This window comes from Aequorivita sublithincola DSM 14238 (assembly GCF_000265385.1).
Classification (GTDB): domain Bacteria; phylum Bacteroidota; class Bacteroidia; order Flavobacteriales; family Flavobacteriaceae; genus Aequorivita; species Aequorivita sublithincola.
This window is the reverse complement of sequence record NC_018013.1, coordinates 3061972-3080000: the sequence shown is the minus strand read 5'-3', so window position 1 is coordinate 3080000 and position 18029 is coordinate 3061972. Positions and strand designations below refer to the sequence as shown.

General features: G+C 36.0%; 14 protein-coding genes and 2 rRNA genes (1 of these 16 running past the window's edge). 8 read left to right on the top strand and 8 right to left on the bottom strand.

Annotated features, from left to right (window positions below):
• The 3 genes from AEQSU_RS14120 to AEQSU_RS14110 form a co-directional block, all read left to right on the top strand.
• Window positions 1–87 (top strand): 23S ribosomal RNA (locus tag AEQSU_RS14120) (it extends 2748 nt beyond the left edge of the window).
• A 178-nt stretch (window positions 88–265) separates the two neighbouring features.
• A 5S ribosomal RNA gene (gene rrf / locus AEQSU_RS14115) occupies window positions 266–375 on the top strand.
• A 285-nt stretch (window positions 376–660) separates the two neighbouring features.
• On the top strand, window positions 661–3090 hold the full coding sequence (locus AEQSU_RS14110; RefSeq protein ID WP_014783552.1) for a helix-turn-helix domain-containing protein: 2430 nt from the start codon (window positions 661–663) through the stop codon (window positions 3088–3090).
• 25 nt (window positions 3091–3115) lie between these two features.
• Here AEQSU_RS14110 and AEQSU_RS14105 read toward each other — a convergent pair whose 3' ends face one another.
• Together AEQSU_RS14105 and AEQSU_RS14100 are read right to left on the bottom strand one after the other, a co-directional pair.
• The gene (locus AEQSU_RS14105; RefSeq protein WP_014783551.1) at window positions 3116–3784 is read right to left on the bottom strand and encodes a ZIP family metal transporter; all 669 of its coding nucleotides are present in this window, start codon (window positions 3782–3784) and stop codon (window positions 3116–3118) included.
• Window positions 3784–4515 carry a class I SAM-dependent methyltransferase gene (locus AEQSU_RS14100; RefSeq protein WP_042492077.1) on the bottom strand — a complete coding sequence of 244 codons (732 nt, stop codon included), beginning with the start codon at window positions 4513–4515 and terminating at the stop codon, window positions 3784–3786. The genes AEQSU_RS14105 and AEQSU_RS14100 overlap by 1 nt, the downstream gene beginning before the upstream one ends.
• 58 nt (window positions 4516–4573) lie before the next feature.
• Here AEQSU_RS14100 and AEQSU_RS14095 point away from each other — a divergent pair, with 58 nt between their 5' ends.
• On the top strand, window positions 4574–5731 hold the full coding sequence (locus tag AEQSU_RS14095) for a THUMP domain-containing class I SAM-dependent RNA methyltransferase (protein ID WP_014783549.1): 1158 nt from the start codon (window positions 4574–4576) through the stop codon (window positions 5729–5731).
• 152 nt (window positions 5732–5883) lie between these two features.
• Here the strand turns inward: AEQSU_RS14095 and AEQSU_RS14090 are convergent, their stop codons facing one another.
• The 3 genes from AEQSU_RS14090 to rlmD are packed head-to-tail and all read right to left on the bottom strand — an operon-like array spanning window position 5884 to window position 8506.
• Window positions 5884–6621, bottom strand: coding sequence for a DUF6048 family protein (locus AEQSU_RS14090; RefSeq protein WP_245529076.1), 738 nt, complete (start codon window positions 6619–6621; stop codon window positions 5884–5886).
• Window positions 6584–7069 (bottom strand): DUF6452 family protein, encoded by a 486-nt coding sequence (locus tag AEQSU_RS14085; RefSeq protein ID WP_014783547.1) that lies wholly within the window; start codon window positions 7067–7069, stop codon window positions 6584–6586. The genes AEQSU_RS14090 and AEQSU_RS14085 overlap by 38 nt, the downstream gene beginning before the upstream one ends.
• A 27-nt stretch (window positions 7070–7096) precedes the next feature.
• The gene (gene rlmD, locus AEQSU_RS14080) at window positions 7097–8506 is read right to left on the bottom strand and encodes a 23S rRNA (uracil(1939)-C(5))-methyltransferase RlmD (protein WP_014783546.1); all 1410 of its coding nucleotides are present in this window, start codon (window positions 8504–8506) and stop codon (window positions 7097–7099) included.
• A gap of 146 nt (window positions 8507–8652) precedes the next feature.
• Between rlmD and rocD the strand changes: the two genes are divergently transcribed.
• Window positions 8653–9933, top strand: a complete 1281-nt coding sequence (gene rocD / locus AEQSU_RS14075; protein WP_042492075.1) for an ornithine--oxo-acid transaminase — start codon at window positions 8653–8655, stop codon at window positions 9931–9933.
• A 148-nt stretch (window positions 9934–10081) separates the two neighbouring features.
• Here rocD and AEQSU_RS14070 read toward each other — a convergent pair whose 3' ends face one another.
• Window positions 10082–12013, bottom strand: a complete 1932-nt coding sequence (locus tag AEQSU_RS14070; protein ID WP_014783544.1) for a T9SS type A sorting domain-containing protein — start codon at window positions 12011–12013, stop codon at window positions 10082–10084.
• Between the two features lie 192 nt (window positions 12014–12205).
• Between AEQSU_RS14070 and AEQSU_RS14065 the strand changes: the two genes are divergently transcribed.
• Window positions 12206–12748: a Smr/MutS family protein gene (locus tag AEQSU_RS14065; protein ID WP_014783543.1), complete on the top strand. Its 543-nt coding sequence runs from the start codon at window positions 12206–12208 to the stop codon at window positions 12746–12748.
• 78 nt (window positions 12749–12826) lie between these two features.
• Here AEQSU_RS14065 and AEQSU_RS14060 read toward each other — a convergent pair whose 3' ends face one another.
• On the bottom strand, window positions 12827–13717 hold the full coding sequence (locus AEQSU_RS14060) for a hypothetical protein (protein WP_014783542.1): 891 nt from the start codon (window positions 13715–13717) through the stop codon (window positions 12827–12829).
• A 333-nt stretch (window positions 13718–14050) separates the two neighbouring features.
• On the bottom strand, window positions 14051–15418 hold the full coding sequence (locus AEQSU_RS14055) for a TlpA family protein disulfide reductase (RefSeq protein WP_014783541.1): 1368 nt from the start codon (window positions 15416–15418) through the stop codon (window positions 14051–14053).
• A 180-nt stretch (window positions 15419–15598) separates the two neighbouring features.
• On the opposite strand from AEQSU_RS14055, the gene hutH reads away from it, so the two are divergent.
• Both hutH and AEQSU_RS14045 read left to right on the top strand, forming a co-directional pair.
• Window positions 15599–17110 (top strand): histidine ammonia-lyase, encoded by a 1512-nt coding sequence (hutH, locus tag AEQSU_RS14050; RefSeq protein WP_014783540.1) that lies wholly within the window; start codon window positions 15599–15601, stop codon window positions 17108–17110.
• A 28-nt stretch (window positions 17111–17138) separates the two neighbouring features.
• Complete coding sequence (locus AEQSU_RS14045) at window positions 17139–18023, top strand: T9SS type A sorting domain-containing protein (protein WP_014783539.1); 885 nt, start codon at window positions 17139–17141, stop codon at window positions 18021–18023.
• The last annotated feature ends 6 nt before the right edge of the window (window positions 18024–18029 follow it).

The window sequence follows — 18029 nt, the reverse complement described above, 5'->3', positions numbered from 1 at the left end:
GTGGGAGACTACCACGTTGATAGGCCATAGGTGTAAGGGCAGTAATGTCCCAGCCGAGTGGTACTAATAGCCCGTAAGCTTATGTACGACGCATCCCTCCATTTCGGTGGAGGGAAGCAACTCTTTTAAGTAAGTAAATTCACTTTTCCCCTATACTTTGTTTCTATATGTCAAGATATTCTCTAGCCTATGGCTAGAAGTTAAGAGTTCAGAGTGCTGAGTTATGACTTTCATAACTCTTAACTCATAACTCCTAACTAAACACTAAGGTGGTTATAGCGACGGGGCTCACCTCTTACCTTTCCGAACAGAGAAGTTAAGCCCGTTTGCGCCGATGGTACTGCAGTTATGTGGAAGAGTAGGTCGCCGCCTTCCTTTAAAGTCCCAATCATTTAATTGATTGGGACTTTTTTTATGAAAAAAACTGAAAACTACTCATCCACGTCATGGTGGTTGGGGCGGTGGAACGGTATGTTTCTGTTAACAGCATCTTCATTGCCGCCCCTGCCGTTCTTACTACATTAGACATTTTTCTTTAAAGTCCTCATCATTATTTATCGAATATTGTTCTAAAATGGATTTCAATCGAAACTAGATTTCATTTCATCTTGATTTTTAGTATTTTTATTCAGATAAATTAGTCTAACACTACTTTTAAGAATGCTCAAAAATCCAGAAATAGATCTTGCCTGGGACTTCGTCAATAATACAGACAGAAATATCTTTTTAACAGGGAAGGCAGGTACAGGTAAGACTACTTTTCTTCATAAGTTAAAGAATCAATCTTTGAAAAGGTTGGTGGTAGTTGCCCCCACTGGGGTCGCTGCTATCAATGCTGGAGGTGTAACCATTCATTCCTTTTTTCAATTGCCTTTTGGTCCCATATTGCCAGAAACAGGTAATCTTCAAAATAATTCCTTTTCAAAAAAATTCAGTAGAAATAAAATCAACATCATTAAATCTCTGGACTTATTGATTATCGACGAGATAAGTATGGTTCGTTCTGATTTATTGGACGGTATCGACCAAGTTTTACGGCGGTTTAGGGATAGAAATAAACCATTTGGAGGCGTTCAACTTTTGATGATTGGCGATCTTCAGCAGCTTTCGCCGGTAATAAAAGATGATGAATGGCAACTATTAAAACAACATTACAACACTGGATTCTTCTTTGGAAGTACTGCGTTTCAAACATCAAGTGCAATTTCGATTGAATTGAAGCACATTTATAGACAGGAGAGCGAAGATTTCATAAAAATATTGAATGAAATACGAAATAATAGACTGAGTCTTGCATCCTCTGAAGTTTTGAATGCACGGTATTTGCCAAATTTTTCTCCAAATACAGATGATGGTTACATTACACTAACAACGCACAATAACCGCGCAGACCGAATAAATTCTGTTGAATTAGACAAGCTGAAGAAGAAAAGTTTTCTTTTTGAAGCGGAAACAGAAGGCCAATTTCCCGAATATACTTATCCCACACATTCAAAGTTAGAATTGAAAATAGGCGCACAGGTAATGTTCATTAAAAATGACAGCTCTCCTGAAAAACGCTATTTCAACGGAAAAATTGGAACTGTTGTCAGTGTGGATGAGGATGAAGTATTAGTAAAGTGTCCAGATGACGAGTTTCCAATCGTTACAACTGTTGAAATTTGGAAAAATATCAATTATTCTATTCAACAGGATACTAAGGAAATTGTTGAGGATGAAATAGGCTCTTTTACCCAGATACCCTTGCGATTGGCTTGGGCTATCACGATTCATAAAAGCCAAGGACTTACTTTTGAAAAAGTAATCATCGATGCAGGTGAAGCCTTTGCTCACGGCCAAACTTATGTAGCGTTGAGTCGCTGCAAAACATTGGAAGGTATTGTTCTGACTGGTCCGTTGAGTCAGAGAAGTATTATCAATAATCACGAAGTTGCATCGTTCAGTAAAAATGCGGAGGAAAATCAGCCTGATTCTTCAATTTTAGCTTCTTCAGAAAAAACATATCAACTAAACCTAATTGATGAAATTTTCAACTACTATTCTTTTTTGCATCCTGTAGATAGAATAATTGATGTTTATTACAAGAATAGAGGAAGTATTGAAGGAAACATATTAGAACAGTCAACTTTTATCAAGGACAACGGTGTTAAGGAACTTTTGAAAATTAGCGCTGCTTTTAAGTCTGAACTCATTAAATTGAGTGAAACTGCCTCGCCAGAAAACAATTCCAAATTGCAAGAACGCTTCAAGAAAGCAATTTCTTATTTTGAAAAATATACGGATGATACTATTAGAAAACCTTTGAATGAAATCAACTATACCACAGATAATAAGGCTCTAAAACAAGATATTGAAAATCATTTGGAGACTTTGGAAAATTTGGTGACCATTAAATTCTTTTGCTTTAAAGGCTTGAAAAATGGTTTTAAAACTTCGGAATACTTATCATTACGCGCCAAGGCTGTACTTCACAAGGAAGAAAAGCCGAAACGGACAAAAAAGGAAGTCATTGCTTCAACGGAACATCCTGTTTTATTTGAAAGGCTTCGTGAGCTTCGGACTAAATTTTCAACGGATGAAGATATTCCGCCTTATCAAGTTTTCACTCAAAAAGCATTGTATGAAATGTGTGAAGTTTTGCCTAACAGCTCAAAACAGTTGAAAAAAATAGCTTATATAGGGAAAGTTCGATTGGAAAAATACGGTTTAGAGATTCTTGAAATAATAAACGATTATCTTGATGAAAATGATATTGATCCAAAAGCAGAAGCCGCGATTATTCCTAATAAAAGCGGAACTCAACAAGTTTCTTATGAGCATTTCAAAGCTGGGAAGAGTATTCTTGAAATAGCGAAAGAGCGTGATTTAACCACTGGAACTATTGAAGGTCATCTATGTACATTTTTAGAAACGGGCGAAATAAAAATTACAGATTTAATGCCAGAGGAAAAATTCTTGGCACTCAAGAAAATTATGGAAACTGTGCCGTTTGATGGTTTCGGAGATTTAAAGAATAAAATTGACGAAAAGTTTTCCTATAATGACTTAAGAATGGTTTCCCATGCTATTCAATTTTCCAACAATAAATAATTCAAATTGTTTCTTTCCGAAGATTTTAAATAAAATAAGCAATCACTACGGCTAAGATAACTGCCGTCATTTTTGACAGATTAAATTTATGATTCTTTGAACTTTCAAAAAGTATTGTGGTTGAAACGTGTAGAAAGATACCAATAACTACTGCGGTTATCTGCGTTTCATATTGATGAACAAAATTGTAATTATTTGCAATAAAACTTCCTAAAGGCGTCATTAAGGCAAAAAAGAATAAGAAGAATAGTGTGGTGGATTTTTTGTAGCCAGCCGTAATAAAAAAGAAGGAAAGGATTATCGCTACTGGAATTTTGTGAATAATAATGGCAAGCAATAAATTATTTTCCTCCGAAATCGGGAAACCTTCCATAAAAGCGTGAATACTAAGGCTGACAAACAATATCCAAGGAAAATGTTTTGCTTCAGAATGTAGATGAACGTGACCGTGTTCTGCACCTTTTGAGAAAAACTCTAGGAATATTTGCAATAAAATTCCAAGCATTATATAGACGCCAATACTTTTTGAAGGCGTTTCAAAAACATGCGGAATAAGTTCAAAAACGGTAATTGAGAGTAGAAAAGCCCCGCTAAAAGCAAGAAAAACTTCCATATTGCGCAACTCCTTTTGCTTTAAGAATACCGCAACAAAATAGCCCACAGCCACGGCTAGAAATAGTAGTAAGTAATTCATCAATTAAAAATTAGGATTAACCTTTCGGAAGTATTTCTATCAAAATCATTAAGTTTATAGTCACCGTAAGCTGATTTCAAATTTACATCTGCTTCTTTAAAGTATAGTTCAAAATCTTCCAAAGTGAGCGCTTTTACTCGTTCAACATAGTGAAAATCGGCTGCATTATCATTAAAACGTATGTGCTTTAAAATGTAACCATCTTCCACGTATTTCTCAATGTGAAAAACAATATTTCCCATCTTCTTTGTCTCTGAAGGGACTAAATTTTTAATTGCTAATTCAGCATTTAAAAAATCAATCACGCCGTAACTGTTTGGTTTTAGCTCTTCTTTTATGGCTTTAATGGTTCTTAAATTGTCTATTTCGTTTTCAAAATATCCAAAACTCGTGAAAAGATTGAAAACTGCATCAAACTTTTTTGGGTAGGGCAGACACATATCGTGTATGTCAAAATGAAGCTTTGGTTTTTCGTATTGTTTGGCGTATTCAATGCTTTCACTAGAAAGATCTACACCAGTAACGTCAAAACCTTGCTTATACAAATATTTTGAATGCCGTCCTCTGCCGCAAGCAAGATCTAAAATAGAGTCATTTTTTTGAAGATTTAAATGATTAGTAAGTGTATTCATAAATAACGCCGCCTCTCTGTGGCCTCTGTCTTTATAAAGCAGATGATAGTAGGGCGTGTTGAACCACGAAGCGTACCAATTGTCCTTTTCTTTTTTCATACTTATCGTTTCGCCCTGCAAAAATACTGTATTTTTGCAGGAAATCTGTTTATATATTATGGTAAAGAATTTTAAAATGGTGGCCAAAACTCTTTTTGGGATGGAAGAACTTTTAGCAAATGAACTTCGTCAGTTAGGTGCTTCGTCTATTGAACTTGGAACGCGAAACGTTTCTTTTGAAGGCGATAAAGGCTTTATGTATAAGGCAAATCTATGCTGTAGAACTGCTATTAAAATTTTAAAACCAATTACCGCGTTCAATATTTTTACGGAAGAAGATTTATATAAGCGAGTTTACGAGATGCCGTGGGAGGATTATATGGATGTAAAGGGCACGTTGGCAGTAAATGCAACCGTTTTTTCTGATGTTTTCACGCATTCACAATATATATCGCTTAAAACGAAAGATGCTATTGTTGATCGTTTTCGAGATAGGCAAGGAACGCGACCAGATGTAGATTTGGATCATCCCACGCTTCGAATAAATGTTCATATTGATAGAAATATTTGTACAATTTCGTTGGATAGTTCTGGGGAATCCTTGCATAAACGTGGTTATAAAGTGGAAAGCACTTTAGCTCCAATAAATGAAGTTCTAGCTGCGGGAATGCTTATGCTTTCAGGCTGGCAAGGCCAATGCAATTTTCTGGACCCAATGTGTGGTGGAGGAACAATCTTAACGGAAGCTGCGATGATAGCCTGCAATATTCCGCCAAACTTGAATCGTGAAGAATTTGGTTTTGAAACTTGGCCAGATTTTGACGTCGATCTTTATGAAAAAATTGAGGAAGCAGCTCTTAAAAAAGTTCGCGATTTTCCTCATAAAATTTATGGTTTTGATACAGATCCTGTAGCCATAAAAAAAGCGAAGGAAAACATTAAAAGCGCCAATCTTCAAGATTTTATTGAAGTGAAACAGCAAGATTTCTTCCAAAGTGAAAAGGAACACGATAAACCTTTATATATTGTTTTCAATCCGCCTTATGATGAACGCATTGCTATAAGTGATGTGGAAAACTTTTACAGCTCCATTGGTAATACGTTGAAACGCGGTTACCCAGGAACACAGGCGTGGATGATTACTTCAAATATGGAAGCTCTAAAATCCGTTGGCCTTCATCCTTCAAAAAAGATTAAACTTTTCAATGGAAAATTGGAGGCTAAACTTGTGCGTTATGAAATGTATGAGGGAAGTAGGAAGGCTAGTAAGCAATAGGTTTTAGTATTCAGTTTTCAGTATTTAGTTTTCAGTGCAGGAATTAGTAATTAAGCCTAAGCTTTTTTCACTTTATAATTTATAGGTATTATTTTGTATTATCCCGGCCCTAAAGGGAGCCAGAAAATATTGCAGAATTTTATTTCTCCCCTTTAGGGGTTGGGGATTTCTTCTTTAACCTCCGTCTTTTTAAAAATAGGAATCAAATACGAAATTGAATATCCGTAACCTACGCCAAACTTACTATAATCATAAGTTCTGTTGAAACCAGGAATATAGAGATTTGCGAAATTTTCTAGTTCGTCTTCGGTGATTTTTCTTTTTAATTGAAGATTTACTGAAAGATAAAGGTTATTTAGTATTTCCGTTTTTACACCAATAATCAATTCGGCCCAATGCGCTGTTAAACCAGTGTAATCTTGAGATTCATAAATTGTTTGGGTAGGGAAAGCAGGGTTATCCGTATAGATTCTATAGCTTAAAAGCTCCTGACTAAATGTTGAAAATCCGTAACGAAGTCCGAGTGTAATGGCGTTTTCCATTCCAAGCCAGTTTTCATAAGCGTTGTAATCAAAACCAATTTTGGCATAGCTTCCGCTGGTTTTGGAGGAAATATATGGTTCATTCCAATCTTTCTTTTCGTTTCCTAATTCCACAGCGGCATAGAACTTTTTGGTCACCCGGAAATCACCCATAACCTCAAAACCTGAATAGCCGTCTTCAATTAGTGTTCTTAGAGGTTTAGATAAATCTACACCTACACGAATTCCATATTTTTCAATTTTTGGAACGGTATCGTTAGTTGTTTCACTCTTTTTTTGCGCCACCATTGCTTGCGTGCCGCAAAAAAGACTAATGCAGCATAGTAACGTGGGCGCTATTTTCATCATTTACTGTATTTCTGTTTACCATAACATCTTCAATCCAGTTATTGGTTACTTCTTCTCTTAGATTGTCAAATTCGGTCTTAAAACCACAAGCACGGCTCACATAACCGTTTTTTCGGTCATAGATAAACATCACATTATCATCAATTTTTGTAGTGTCAGTATTAACAATAATACTTTTTCTAAAAACATATTTTGTGGTGTCTGAATTCGTATTTAGTGGAATAACAATTGTATCTGTACTGACCAATTTTAGAACTTCATAAGCATTTTCATCATCAGTTGTTACGGTCAAAACTTCTACTTTTTTTCGATTTGCTGGATTAGCAATATCATTAAAGACAATAATCAAATTTGGAGTTGTAGCAGTATCTTCTGGACAAATATCATCCTTAGTACAGCCTTTAAAGGCGAAAATTATGAGAATGAGGACAATTATTCTTTTAAACATAGTTTGAAAATAATTTTTCAGAAAAATTTATTGTTTCTCCAAAAGTACAACATTTTCTACGTGATGCGTTTGCGGAAACATATCAACTGGTTGCACTCTTGTTACTTTATATTTTGAATCTAAAAGCGCCAAATCCCGAGCTTGGGTTGCGCTGTTGCAACTTACATAGACGATTTTTTCGGCTGCAAGATTTAATAGTTGCGCAACAACATCGCCGTGCATTCCATCTCGTGGCGGATCTGTAATTACAATATCTGGTTTTCCGTGAGTATTTATAAATTCTTCATTGAAAACCTTTTTCATATCGCCCACGTAGAATTCAACATTTTCAATATTGTTTAATTGTGCATTTGCTTTTGCCGCTTCAATAGCATCGGGAACTGATTCTACACCAATTACTTTCTTTGCGTTTTTAGCGACGAATTGTGCAATGGTTCCTGTTCCAGTATATAAATCGTAAACCAGTTCATTACCGCTTAAACCAGCGAAATCGCGGGTTATTTTGTAAAGTTCATAAGCTTGTTCGCTGTTGGTTTGGTAGAAAGATTTAGCGTTTATCTTAAACTTTAAACCTTCCATTTCCTCAAAAATATGATCTCTTCCGTAGAAAAGCTCAATTTCTTGATCGTATAATGTATCGTTTCCTTTGGAATTGATTACATATAATAGTGAAGTAATCTGCGGAAACTCTTCAGCAATGGCCTCCAACAATAGTTTTCTGTTTTCTTTATCTTCGTGAAAAAACTGAACCAAAACCATCATTTCTCCAGTTGAAGAAGTACGAATCATCAAGGTTCGTAAAAAACCTTCCTGATTTCTAGTGTTGAAAAAAGTTAGATTTAATTCTTCCGCTTTTGCTTTTATAAAATCACGGATTGCGTTGCTTGGATCTGCCTGTAAATAGCAAATATCTAAATCCAAAATCTTGTCCCACATTCCTGGAATATGGAAACCTAAGGCATTTCGGTTTTCAATAACTTTACCGCTTTTAATTTGGTCCAACGTCAACCATTTGTTGTCGCTAAAGGAAAATTCCATCTTATTGCGGTAGAAATATTGCTTTTCAGAACCTAAAATAGGTTGAAAGTCCGGCAATTCAATTTTACCGATACGTTGTAGATTTTGTTGAATTTCTTTTTGCTTAAAGAAAAGCTGATGCTCATAACCCATATTCTGCCATTTGCAGCCACCACAAGTTCCGAAGTGCGGACAAACAGGTTCCACTCTTTTTTCAGAATATTTTGAAACTGAAATTACAGAAGCTTCATAAAAAGCCTTTTTCTTTTTAAAAGTTTGTACGGTAACCACATCGCCAGGAACGGCGTTGTCAATAAAAACCACACGTCCGTCTGCAGCTTTGGCAATGGCTTTGCCTTTTGCGCCAGCATCAATCACTTCAAGGTTTTCTAAAATCAGTCTATTATTTTTTCTTGCCATACCCGCAAAAATAGCATAATTGTTAGGTTTAAATCCTGTTAAGGCTTCAAAAAATGTGGGATAATTTTAGTAATTTGCAGCCCAAGGATGATTTCTCTCCATTAAGTAGGAATCACAACTTTTTTACTTCAAAATATTACAACATTATGTCAGTTTTAGAGCAAACAGCTTCACAAAAAGCAATCGATTTAGAAAACAAATACGGAGCCCACAACTATCATCCGCTTCCTGTGGTTTTGAATAGGGGAGAGGGCGTTTATGTTTGGGATGTGGAAGGCAAGAAATACTACGATTTTCTTTCGGCCTATTCTGCAGTAAACCAAGGACATTGCCATCCAAAAATTGTGGACGCAATGACCCAACAAGCAAAAACACTTGCGTTAACTTCGCGTGCCTTTCATAATGATATTCTTGGGAAGTATGAAAAATTTGCTTGTGAGTTTTTCAATTTCGACAAATTGCTTCCTATGAATACGGGTGCCGAAGCTGTGGAAACCGCTTTAAAAATCTGCCGTAAATGGGCTTATGAAAAGAAAGGAATTGAAGAAAACGAAGCCGAAATCGTGGTTTGTGAAAACAATTTCCACGGGCGTACTACTACAATTATTTCTTTCAGCAATGATCCTGTGGCGCGAAAGCATTTTGGACCTTACACAAAAGGTTTTATAAAAATAGAATACAACAATCTGGAGCAACTTCAGCAACATTTGGAAAGCAATAAAAACATTGCTGGATTCTTGGTGGAACCTATTCAAGGAGAAGCAGGAGTTTATGTTCCTTCTGAAGGGTATTTGAAAAAGGCCAAAGCACTTTGCGAAAAGCACAACGTACTCTTTATTGCAGATGAAGTACAAACAGGCATTGCCCGTACGGGCCGTCTGCTGGCAACTTGTGGCGATTGCGATTGTCCGGAAAAAAACTGTAGCGGTACACCCGATGTAAAGCCAGATCTTTTGATTCTTGGAAAAGCGATGAGTGGTGGCGCTTATCCAGTTTCGGCTGTTTTAGCGAATGACGATATTATGAGTGTTATACAACCAGGAAACCACGGTTCTACTTTTGGTGGAAACCCTGTAGCTGCTGCGGTAGCTATTGCGGCATTGAGTGTGGTTAAAGATGAAAAGCTTGCTGAAAATGCTGAAAAGCTTGGAAAACTTTTCCGAAGTGAACTGAATAAATTTATAGAAACCAGCAATATCACAAAACTTGTTCGTGGAAAAGGATTGTTGAATGCAATTGTGATTAATGATTCTGAGGACAGCGATACTGCTTGGAACATTTGCCTTAAACTTCGCGATAACGGTTTGCTTGCAAAACCTACACACGGAAATATTATTCGTTTTGCGCCGCCATTGGTTATGAACGAAAAGCAACTTATGGATTGTGTTTCAATAATTATTAAAACCTTGAAGGAGTTTGAGAAATAACACTTCGAATGCGCTCAGTGTGACACGTTAAACATTATGAGATTGCTTCGTGCCTCACAATGACTTTAAAATCAAAACGGCCCTGATATTTTCAGGGCCGTTTCTGGTTCATGGGTAAACTAACATAATCCTATAGGTGGACTATTTCTTATTTATTGTGAACAATAGCTCTATAGTCTATCGTAATATCTTCTGAAGTGGTAAGTTTTACTAAATAAACACCATCACTAAGATTCCCAGTGTTGAAGCTATATTTATTGTTAGCTCCCAAGTTTTTCTCCTGGATCACCAATTTACCACTCATATCATAAATAGCAGCAGACTTAATGGTATAACCTTTTGGATTTCTTACCTCCAACTGATGTGCTGGGTTGTTTTGGAAAAAATCTACACTTGCAACGATAGCTTCTTTTGCATCAATCTCTGACTGTGGCGTATCACGTTTTGCATCTGGATTATGGAAAACTATAAAGAATCTGTTGTCATAATTTCCAGGAGGTAGGGTTAGGTTAACTCCAGCTATACTTGCGTTTGTCAATTGTTTGTAAGTGTTTTCTTGACGGTCAAATAAGTACGCTCTTTGGTATGGTTTTTTAACTTCTTCGGCTACTACTAAACGTATTTTTGAAGTGTTTTTTATTTTGAAAGCGATTGGTATTTGTTTGCTTTCATCGTAATTAACGGAGTTGATGACATATGGAAGGCGGTCATTATCTGGACCTACAGGAAAGTACGCATCAGACTTCATTCCTCCTGGACTCAATCCATCCATACCGCGATCGTATCCATCACTCGCTTGGTCTGAAAAAACCAATAATATATCTCTCGTTAATGCGTCGTCAAAGACTACATATAAACGCATTTGTGGTGTACGTGTGTCTAATTCTTCAGAGGAAGTAGAAATTGAACTAAGGTCATCTTGAGTTATCGTTTCCTCATAATTTGTGTCATCGAAAGTGGGCCTAAAGAAAACAGATCCGCTGCCTTCTTTTTCAAACACTCTATGAGAATTTTTAATTGTTACAGTCCCAAGGCTGTTTCCAACAAACATAAATCCTTGCCCTATAGGCGCATATCTTGTAGGAAAATCTGTTCTTGTGGAAGGAGTGCCTCCAGAACTACCTCCAGATGCGTTCCATATATAAAATGTAGCATTTGTAAACTCACCATTGCCACTAACTCCGGGAATCCAAACACCATACCCAAAAGGTTTTCCGCTATAATTATGTGTCATTTTCGTTCTATCCTCATCATAATAAAATATTGAGTTTAAGGAGGTATTTCCAGATTCATTAAAAACTTGAGTTAAATCAAGAGCAGAAGGGTATGGATTGCCAGTAAGTGTCATCATAGCATCAGTGCCATTACCAGTAGGGACAGGTCCTGAAACAGGAATTAGAAAATCTCCGTTATTTGGTCTTCCTCTAAATTCATATAGTTGATCGAGGGTTGTAGTAGCGGTATTGTTTCCTAAATCACCGGTATTTACACCTTTCATAGTAAAGCCGTCACCAGCTTTTGCTCCGTTCGAAGCGTTAATTCGAGTATAGTTTCCTTCTGCTTCAGTCCCAGGAGTTGGATGAATATACATCCACCGTTTTGAAATAGTAAGCGGATCGTTAAAACCTTCTTTACCAGATATGTTTACACTTAACTGTGCTTTTGTACCTTCACCTATTCGGGCATTTGTATCTTGGTAAATACTTCCCAATCCAAAATTGGTATTTCCAACTCCTCCCACAGTGGTATTTCCAACAGGAGAACACCAGTAGTAGTAAGCAAAAGCATTTGTAGGTTTTGTGTTTTGTTGTACCGATAAATAACCATTTCCACTATTATTAGAACCAGTTCCTCCTTGAATTAGCTGTCCATTATTTCGTAGATAGATGCTTGCTACTTGATCACCAAGAGGATTATTTTTGGTTAAATTTACATCTCCCTTAACATAGAGTATCTGGTCTTTCACATAAATATAAGAGTCGGTGGCGGAAGCTCCTAAACCCGCAGGCTTGACAGTCAACTGTGCAAACGCACCAGCAGTTGTTAAAAGTATTGTGGAAAAAAGTAATAGGTTTTTCATATTTTTACGGTTTTTAAAACCTTTTTAAGAGGCTATAAAGACAGGTTTTTAAAGGGTTAAATTTAAAAATAATAATCCATAAAAGATATAGATTATTACAAAATACATAAAAATTTCGTTGTGAGCTTATTAACTTGCTTAAATGATGTTTTTAAATATTTGTAATAAATTAAAATTGAAAGAATCATATTTATGAAAATAGGCGATAAAGTTTCAGTGTTGGATGATGCTATTTCGGGCGTGGTTACTGCTATTAAGGGTAATGAAGTTACTGTTATGACCACGGATGGTTTTGAGTTGGATTTTTCAAAACAAGAACTTATTGTTATGGACGGTTCTATTTCAAAAAGAGAATTATCGCAGATGGATGTTTCCTCTATAATTTCAGAAAAACAAAACCAAAAGCCTGGAAAAACAGTTCGTACGAAACCAAAGGAGCGCAATTTACCAACGATGGAGGTTGATCTTCACATCAATCAACTAGTACCAAAAACACGCGGGTTGGACAATTATGAAATGTTAACCATTCAAATGGATACAGCAAAAAGGCAACTGGATTTTGCCATTTCAAAAAGAATTCAAAAGGTTGTTTTTATTCACGGAGTGGGCGAGGGCGTGTTGCGTTCAGAACTTGAATTTCTCTTTAACCGCTACGATAACCTGAAATTTTATGACGCTGATTATCAGAAATATGGGCGCGGAGCTACTGAGGTTTATATCTTTTTGAATAAGTAGGTAGTAGGTAGTAGGAGTGAGTAGTTCATTTAGCTCGAATTAACAAATCCCGAATCCCAAATTAACAAGCACTTCAATCTACAAAGATGCTGGAGTAAATTCTTTGTTTTGGATTTCCACGTCTTGTATGGTTCCCATATTTAAGGTTTCTATGATTATTTGTTCATCACCACGAACTAGTACCAAATTTTTTAAAGTTATCTGTACAGTTTTATAAATCTGGAACTTGTGCAAAAGACTGGTTTTGACTTCATACGTATTTTCTACTGCAGGATTTAGATAATCTGGGCCTACCATTGGATCCGTTTTATCGTCTGTGGGATCCATATTCATGTTTTCGTCTTCAAAACGGGTGATAACAAGATCGCCATCATCGTTTTTGTCTAAAAAATCTGGTATTCCATCAAGATCAGTGTCTTTTGGGTTTGTCTTGGGGTCGTCGTCCGTTGTATCTTCTAGATTTAGCTCGCGGGCGGTGGGTACATTATCACCATCATCATCAAAATCATATATATCTGGAAGACCATCACCATCAGTATCGCCTTCAAATTCAAATTCTTGTGGAACGCCGTCATTATCTTCAATCCTAAAACTCACAGTAACCACGGCTGTACCAGAAGTTGCAATATAATCTACCGTTACGTTTGGCGAAGTGGGCGGAATGTTACTACAGAAATAGTTGTTGCCTAAAAGCCCGTCATAAGTTCTATAGTTTACTAAAATATTTGAACCATTTAAGTTGTGAATAACTTCTCCAGGCTCATTATAAATACTTTGTCCCAAGTTCAATTTTAAAGAAAGACTTTCTTGAGCGTCTGGATTTACTTTGTAGAAAACATAGTTTCCCGCACTACCGCAGGTTTTTAATTCTGCATCATCAAAATTAAAGGTGGTTATAATAATATCTCCGTCATTACAACTTTGAAACAGAAACGATAGAAAGAAAAGAATGGCAAGAGAACGACTCATAAGTACTATTTAATTGTTTGGAGGACATTAATCCATCGGGTTCGCAAGATAAATATATTCGTGTTTATGTGTTGTGTGAAATTAGCAATTATTATGAGAAAATAATGTTTGCGCGCAAAATTAAGAAATCAATAGTTATGGAGTAATATTAAAGGAATAGGGCTAATTGTTTTCTTTTTTGTTTTCCTAGCCTTTATGAACCTGATATTCTTTTCATTGTATTTCCTAAAAAGCTGTAGCACAGAGTTACACTAAGAGCCACAAAGTTTCACAAAGAAATTAACAATTATTTTCACAACCTATATCAATCTAGAACATTTTCATCTTTAAGTTTTACAGCAATCCGTCCAAGGTTTTTCTTAGCATTGGGTCTGAAGGTCGTGGCGCATCTGCAGACACTATATTTCCTTGGGGATCAATCAAAATGAATCTAGGAATTCCCAAAATTGCGTAGTCTTGCACAAATTTCGATTTCCAGTTATTATCTGCCATTAGTTGAATTCCACTTAAGTCTTTTTCAGAAACCATTGCTTTCCATTTGTCGTAATCTTTCGCTTCGTCTATGGAAATGCTTACAAATTTAACATTTTTGTTGTGATAATCTTTTTCTACTGCTTTCAGCGAAGGAATCTCGCGAATGCAAGGTCCGCACCAAGTAGCCCAAACGTCTATATAAACAAACTTACCTTTCAAAGATGCCAAATCTGTAGTGCCACCTTTATGGTTTTCATAGTTAAAAGTAGGTGAGGGATTTCCAGCGGTTATCGTTTTTAGAAGATTATATCGCTCAGTAAGTTTCGCCAAGTTTTCTGGATTTGGATTGCTGTTTTTATAAATAGTAAAAACTTCATCTAAACTTTCGTCAGGTTTAAGCCCAAAATTCAAATAAGAACTCATTATTTTATCCTTTGCGTATCCGTTTGGTAAAGTTTCATTTACCTTTTTAAGGTACATAACGGTTTGGTTATTATCGCCGCTTTCAAAAGTTTCTTCGTTTACTAATCTATTGAAATGCGCATCCAACAAATTTTGATACCCCGCAGAATTACGATATGCCAGTGTATCCTTATAATTTATGTTTTTAAGCTCGTCATAAAAATCGTCAGAAACTCTATAAGTCTCATCACCTGAATAGTAACGGTGCGCATCTTTATAGTTTTCTAACATAAGTGCGTGAGAATATTTTGCTTCCTCGTCAAGTTTTTTCTTGAAATTTTCATTGTCAATTTTATTTGCGGCGTATAAACTGTCAAGGCTTTTTTGGTTTTGAGACAACCGCTGTTTAAAGTTGTTTTCGTCCAATAAAAACACTTCTTTACTGTCCATTTTTTGTTCACCCCAAAGATATTTGGCGGCTAAGAAATTATTTACACTCGCCAAATCGCCAGTGTATTTTACACTTTCATCAAATTCGTCTGCATTTAGGTTTACGGAAAGACTTTTTCCCTTTTCAAGATAAACTTCTGTGCGTTCGCGACCCACATATAATTCATAAAAACCATCGTTCTTTAGGTGAAGGGTATCTGCAAAAACACCGTTCGCGTCGATGGGAATTTTTGCCTCAAAATCATTACCACGCACCATTGCGGTTTCTGCTGTATTGTTTGCGACAGTTCCGTTAATTACGAAATATTCTGGTTTTTCTTCTTGTTTGCAAGAAATTACAAAGAGCACTAAAGCAAATAAACTTAGTCTTTTCATTTTTATAAATTTAAATTGGAACGTAAAATTACATATTCAATAGGTTTTTTTATCCCCTACGTATAGTTAATTTTTGATAAAGCTTTGAGCAATAATTGTTGAGAACAGCTAGCTTTTGAAACAAAGAAATATGGTACAGCAATTTAAAAATGGTATTTTTGCGAAAAGAATACATTCCCAATGCAAGAAACACATTACATAAGTTCAGAAATTCTAGATTTGGCTTCGGTTAAGGATATTATTGAAAACCATAAAACGCTAGCGCTTTCTGAAGAAGCACAGCTCAATATTCGGAAATCCAGAGAGTATCTTATTGATAAAATGAAGGACAATGAAACGCCTGTTTATGGTATAAACACTGGTTTTGGTTCTCTGTGTAATGTAAAAATTTCATCTGAAAATCTTTCGAAACTACAAGAAAACCTTGTAATGTCTCACGCTTGCGGTACTGGTGAATTTGTGCCGAAACCAATCATAAAATTAATGCTTTTGTTGAAAATACAATCATTGAGTTATGGTTATAGTGGCGTGCAAATTGAAACCGTTGAAAGGTTAATAGATTTTTATAACAATGATATTTTACCAGTTATTTACAACCAAGGAAGCTTAGGCGCTTCGGGAGATTTAGCTCCATTGGCGCATCTTTCGCTTCCATTGCTCGGTAAAGGCGAAGTGTATTATGGGGGTGATAGGATTTCTTCTGAAAAAATGATGAAGAAGTTTAATTGGGAACCTATCACGATGCAAGCAAAAGAAGGTTTGGCATTGCTTAATGGAACTCAGTTTATGAGTGCCTACGGCGTTTATTGTCTTTTGAAAAGCTATAAACTTAGCTATATGGCAGACTTGATTGGCGCTATTTCCGTAGATGCTTTTGATTGTAATATGAGTCCGTATAATGCATTGGTTCATTTAGTGCGTCCACACCGCGGACAAGTAAAAACCGCTGAACAGATTTTAGAATTTTTGGAAGGAAGTGAATTGGGTCTTTCTGAAAAGAAGAATGTGCAGGATCCATATTCTTTCCGTTGTATTCCGCAGGTTCACGGCGCTACAAAGGATACTTTGCATTTTGTGCATAAAACGTTTAAGACGGAAATCAATTCTGTAACAGACAATCCTAATATTTTTGTTAAGGAGGATTTAATTATTTCCGGTGGAAATTTTCACGGGCAACCTTTGGCTTTAGCGCTTGATTATTTGGCAATTGCAATGGCTGAGTTGGGGAATATTTCAGAAAGAAGAACCTATCAATTGGTTTCTGGTTTGCGGGAATTACCAGCTTTTTTGGTCAATAATCCAGGACTTAACAGCGGGTTTATGATACCTCAATACACGGCTGCAAGCATAGTGAGCCAGAATAAACAACTTGCCACGCCAGCTTCGGTAGATTCTATTGTTTCTTCAAACGGACAAGAAGACCACGTAAGTATGGGTGCAAACGGCGCCACAAAATGTTTACGCGTTATTGAAAACATTGAAACGATACTTGCTATTGAGTTGATGAATGCTTCACAAGCCCTAAAATTCAGAGAGCCGAAAAAATCTTCACCTTTTGTGGAATCATTCTTAAAGCCTTACCGCTCTATAGTTTCTTTTATTGAAGATGATAGATTGATGGCAGATGATATTCATGCGAGTGTTGCTTTTATTCAATCGTTAGACGTTGATGCCGAAGTCTTGTTTGCATAATTTAAATATTAACACGAAATTTATAGCTATGAAAAATTTGATATTAATTGCGAGTTTATTCTTTTTTAGTATTTCAGCTTTTTCACAAAGTTATAAACCACTTCTAGATAATATTAATGAATGGCATGTTACCACTTGCTATTTTGGGTGTTTGACAGACAAATATTACACAACTGGAGACACTATTGTTGATGGAAAGAGTTATAAGATTTTAGACGGGTATCATTTTATTTCTCGTACATTTTTAATTCGTGAAGATGTGCCGAACAAAAAGGTCTATCTAAACATAGTAGGCCAAGGATTTCCTGATGAATTTTTGTTGTATGATTTCTCGCTGAATGTAGGTGATACTTTCAATATGCAAAACCCTATAAGTCCGTTTCCGCAGGATGGAGGGCCTTTTGTTCTGGATTCAATCATCAAAAGACCTTTGGTAGATGGCAATGAATACGATCATTTTTATTTTTCGCCAACTCCAGACAATACAACAAGTACGGAGAATGCAGTTTGGGTAGAAGGAGTTGGGTCACAATCATTAATAAATGCGCCTGGCGGTCATCCTAATATCAATGCCGCAGGTGCTTTGAGTTGTTTTTTTAAAAATACGGAAGTGTTTTATGCCAACTTAGATTCTATTGACGATTGCATTCCAGTTTTCTTAAATACTAAAACGAATAACTTGGAAAAGGTAATTGCTTCAAAGAAAATTACTAGTAATAACTGTATTTTGAGTAATACTGAGGAAGTAAAAAACGTAACCATTTTCGACCTTAATGGAAAAATGCTTGATAAGGTAATCAATAATAGAAAAAACGCCATTACCATTGATTTGTCAAAGTATCAGAATGGTTTGTATATTCTTTTAGCAACTGGATATGGTGACACTAAAAAGTCTTTTAAAATAGTGAAATAACCTGCT

Excerpts from the sequence above, each read along its gene's own strand:
- AEQSU_RS14065 (WP_014783543.1), top strand. The coding sequence starts at position 12,206 with ATGAAAATAGGCGATAAAGTTTCAGTGTTGGATGATGCTATTTCGGGC.
- AEQSU_RS14070 (WP_014783544.1), bottom strand. The coding sequence starts at position 12,013 with ATGAAAAACCTATTACTTTTTTCCACAATACTTTTAACAACTGCTGGT.
- AEQSU_RS14105 (WP_014783551.1), bottom strand. The coding sequence starts at position 3,784 with ATGAATTACTTACTACTATTTCTAGCCGTGGCTGTGGGCTATTTTGTT.
- AEQSU_RS14045 (WP_014783539.1), top strand. The coding sequence starts at position 17,139 with ATGAAAAATTTGATATTAATTGCGAGTTTATTCTTTTTTAGTATTTCA.
- AEQSU_RS14085 (WP_014783547.1), bottom strand. The coding sequence starts at position 7,069 with ATGTTTAAAAGAATAATTGTCCTCATTCTCATAATTTTCGCCTTTAAA.
- AEQSU_RS14100 (WP_042492077.1), bottom strand. The coding sequence starts at position 4,515 with ATGAAAAAAGAAAAGGACAATTGGTACGCTTCGTGGTTCAACACGCCC.
- rocD (WP_042492075.1), top strand. The coding sequence starts at position 8,653 with ATGTCAGTTTTAGAGCAAACAGCTTCACAAAAAGCAATCGATTTAGAA.
- AEQSU_RS14090 (WP_245529076.1), bottom strand. The coding sequence starts at position 6,621 with ATGATGAAAATAGCGCCCACGTTACTATGCTGCATTAGTCTTTTTTGC.
- AEQSU_RS14055 (WP_014783541.1), bottom strand. The coding sequence starts at position 15,418 with ATGAAAAGACTAAGTTTATTTGCTTTAGTGCTCTTTGTAATTTCTTGC.
- AEQSU_RS14060 (WP_014783542.1), bottom strand. The coding sequence starts at position 13,717 with ATGAGTCGTTCTCTTGCCATTCTTTTCTTTCTATCGTTTCTGTTTCAA.
- rlmD (WP_014783546.1), bottom strand. The coding sequence starts at position 8,506 with ATGGCAAGAAAAAATAATAGACTGATTTTAGAAAACCTTGAAGTGATT.
- AEQSU_RS14110 (WP_014783552.1), top strand. The coding sequence starts at position 661 with ATGCTCAAAAATCCAGAAATAGATCTTGCCTGGGACTTCGTCAATAAT.
- AEQSU_RS14095 (WP_014783549.1), top strand. The coding sequence starts at position 4,574 with ATGGTAAAGAATTTTAAAATGGTGGCCAAAACTCTTTTTGGGATGGAA.
- hutH (WP_014783540.1), top strand. The coding sequence starts at position 15,599 with ATGCAAGAAACACATTACATAAGTTCAGAAATTCTAGATTTGGCTTCG.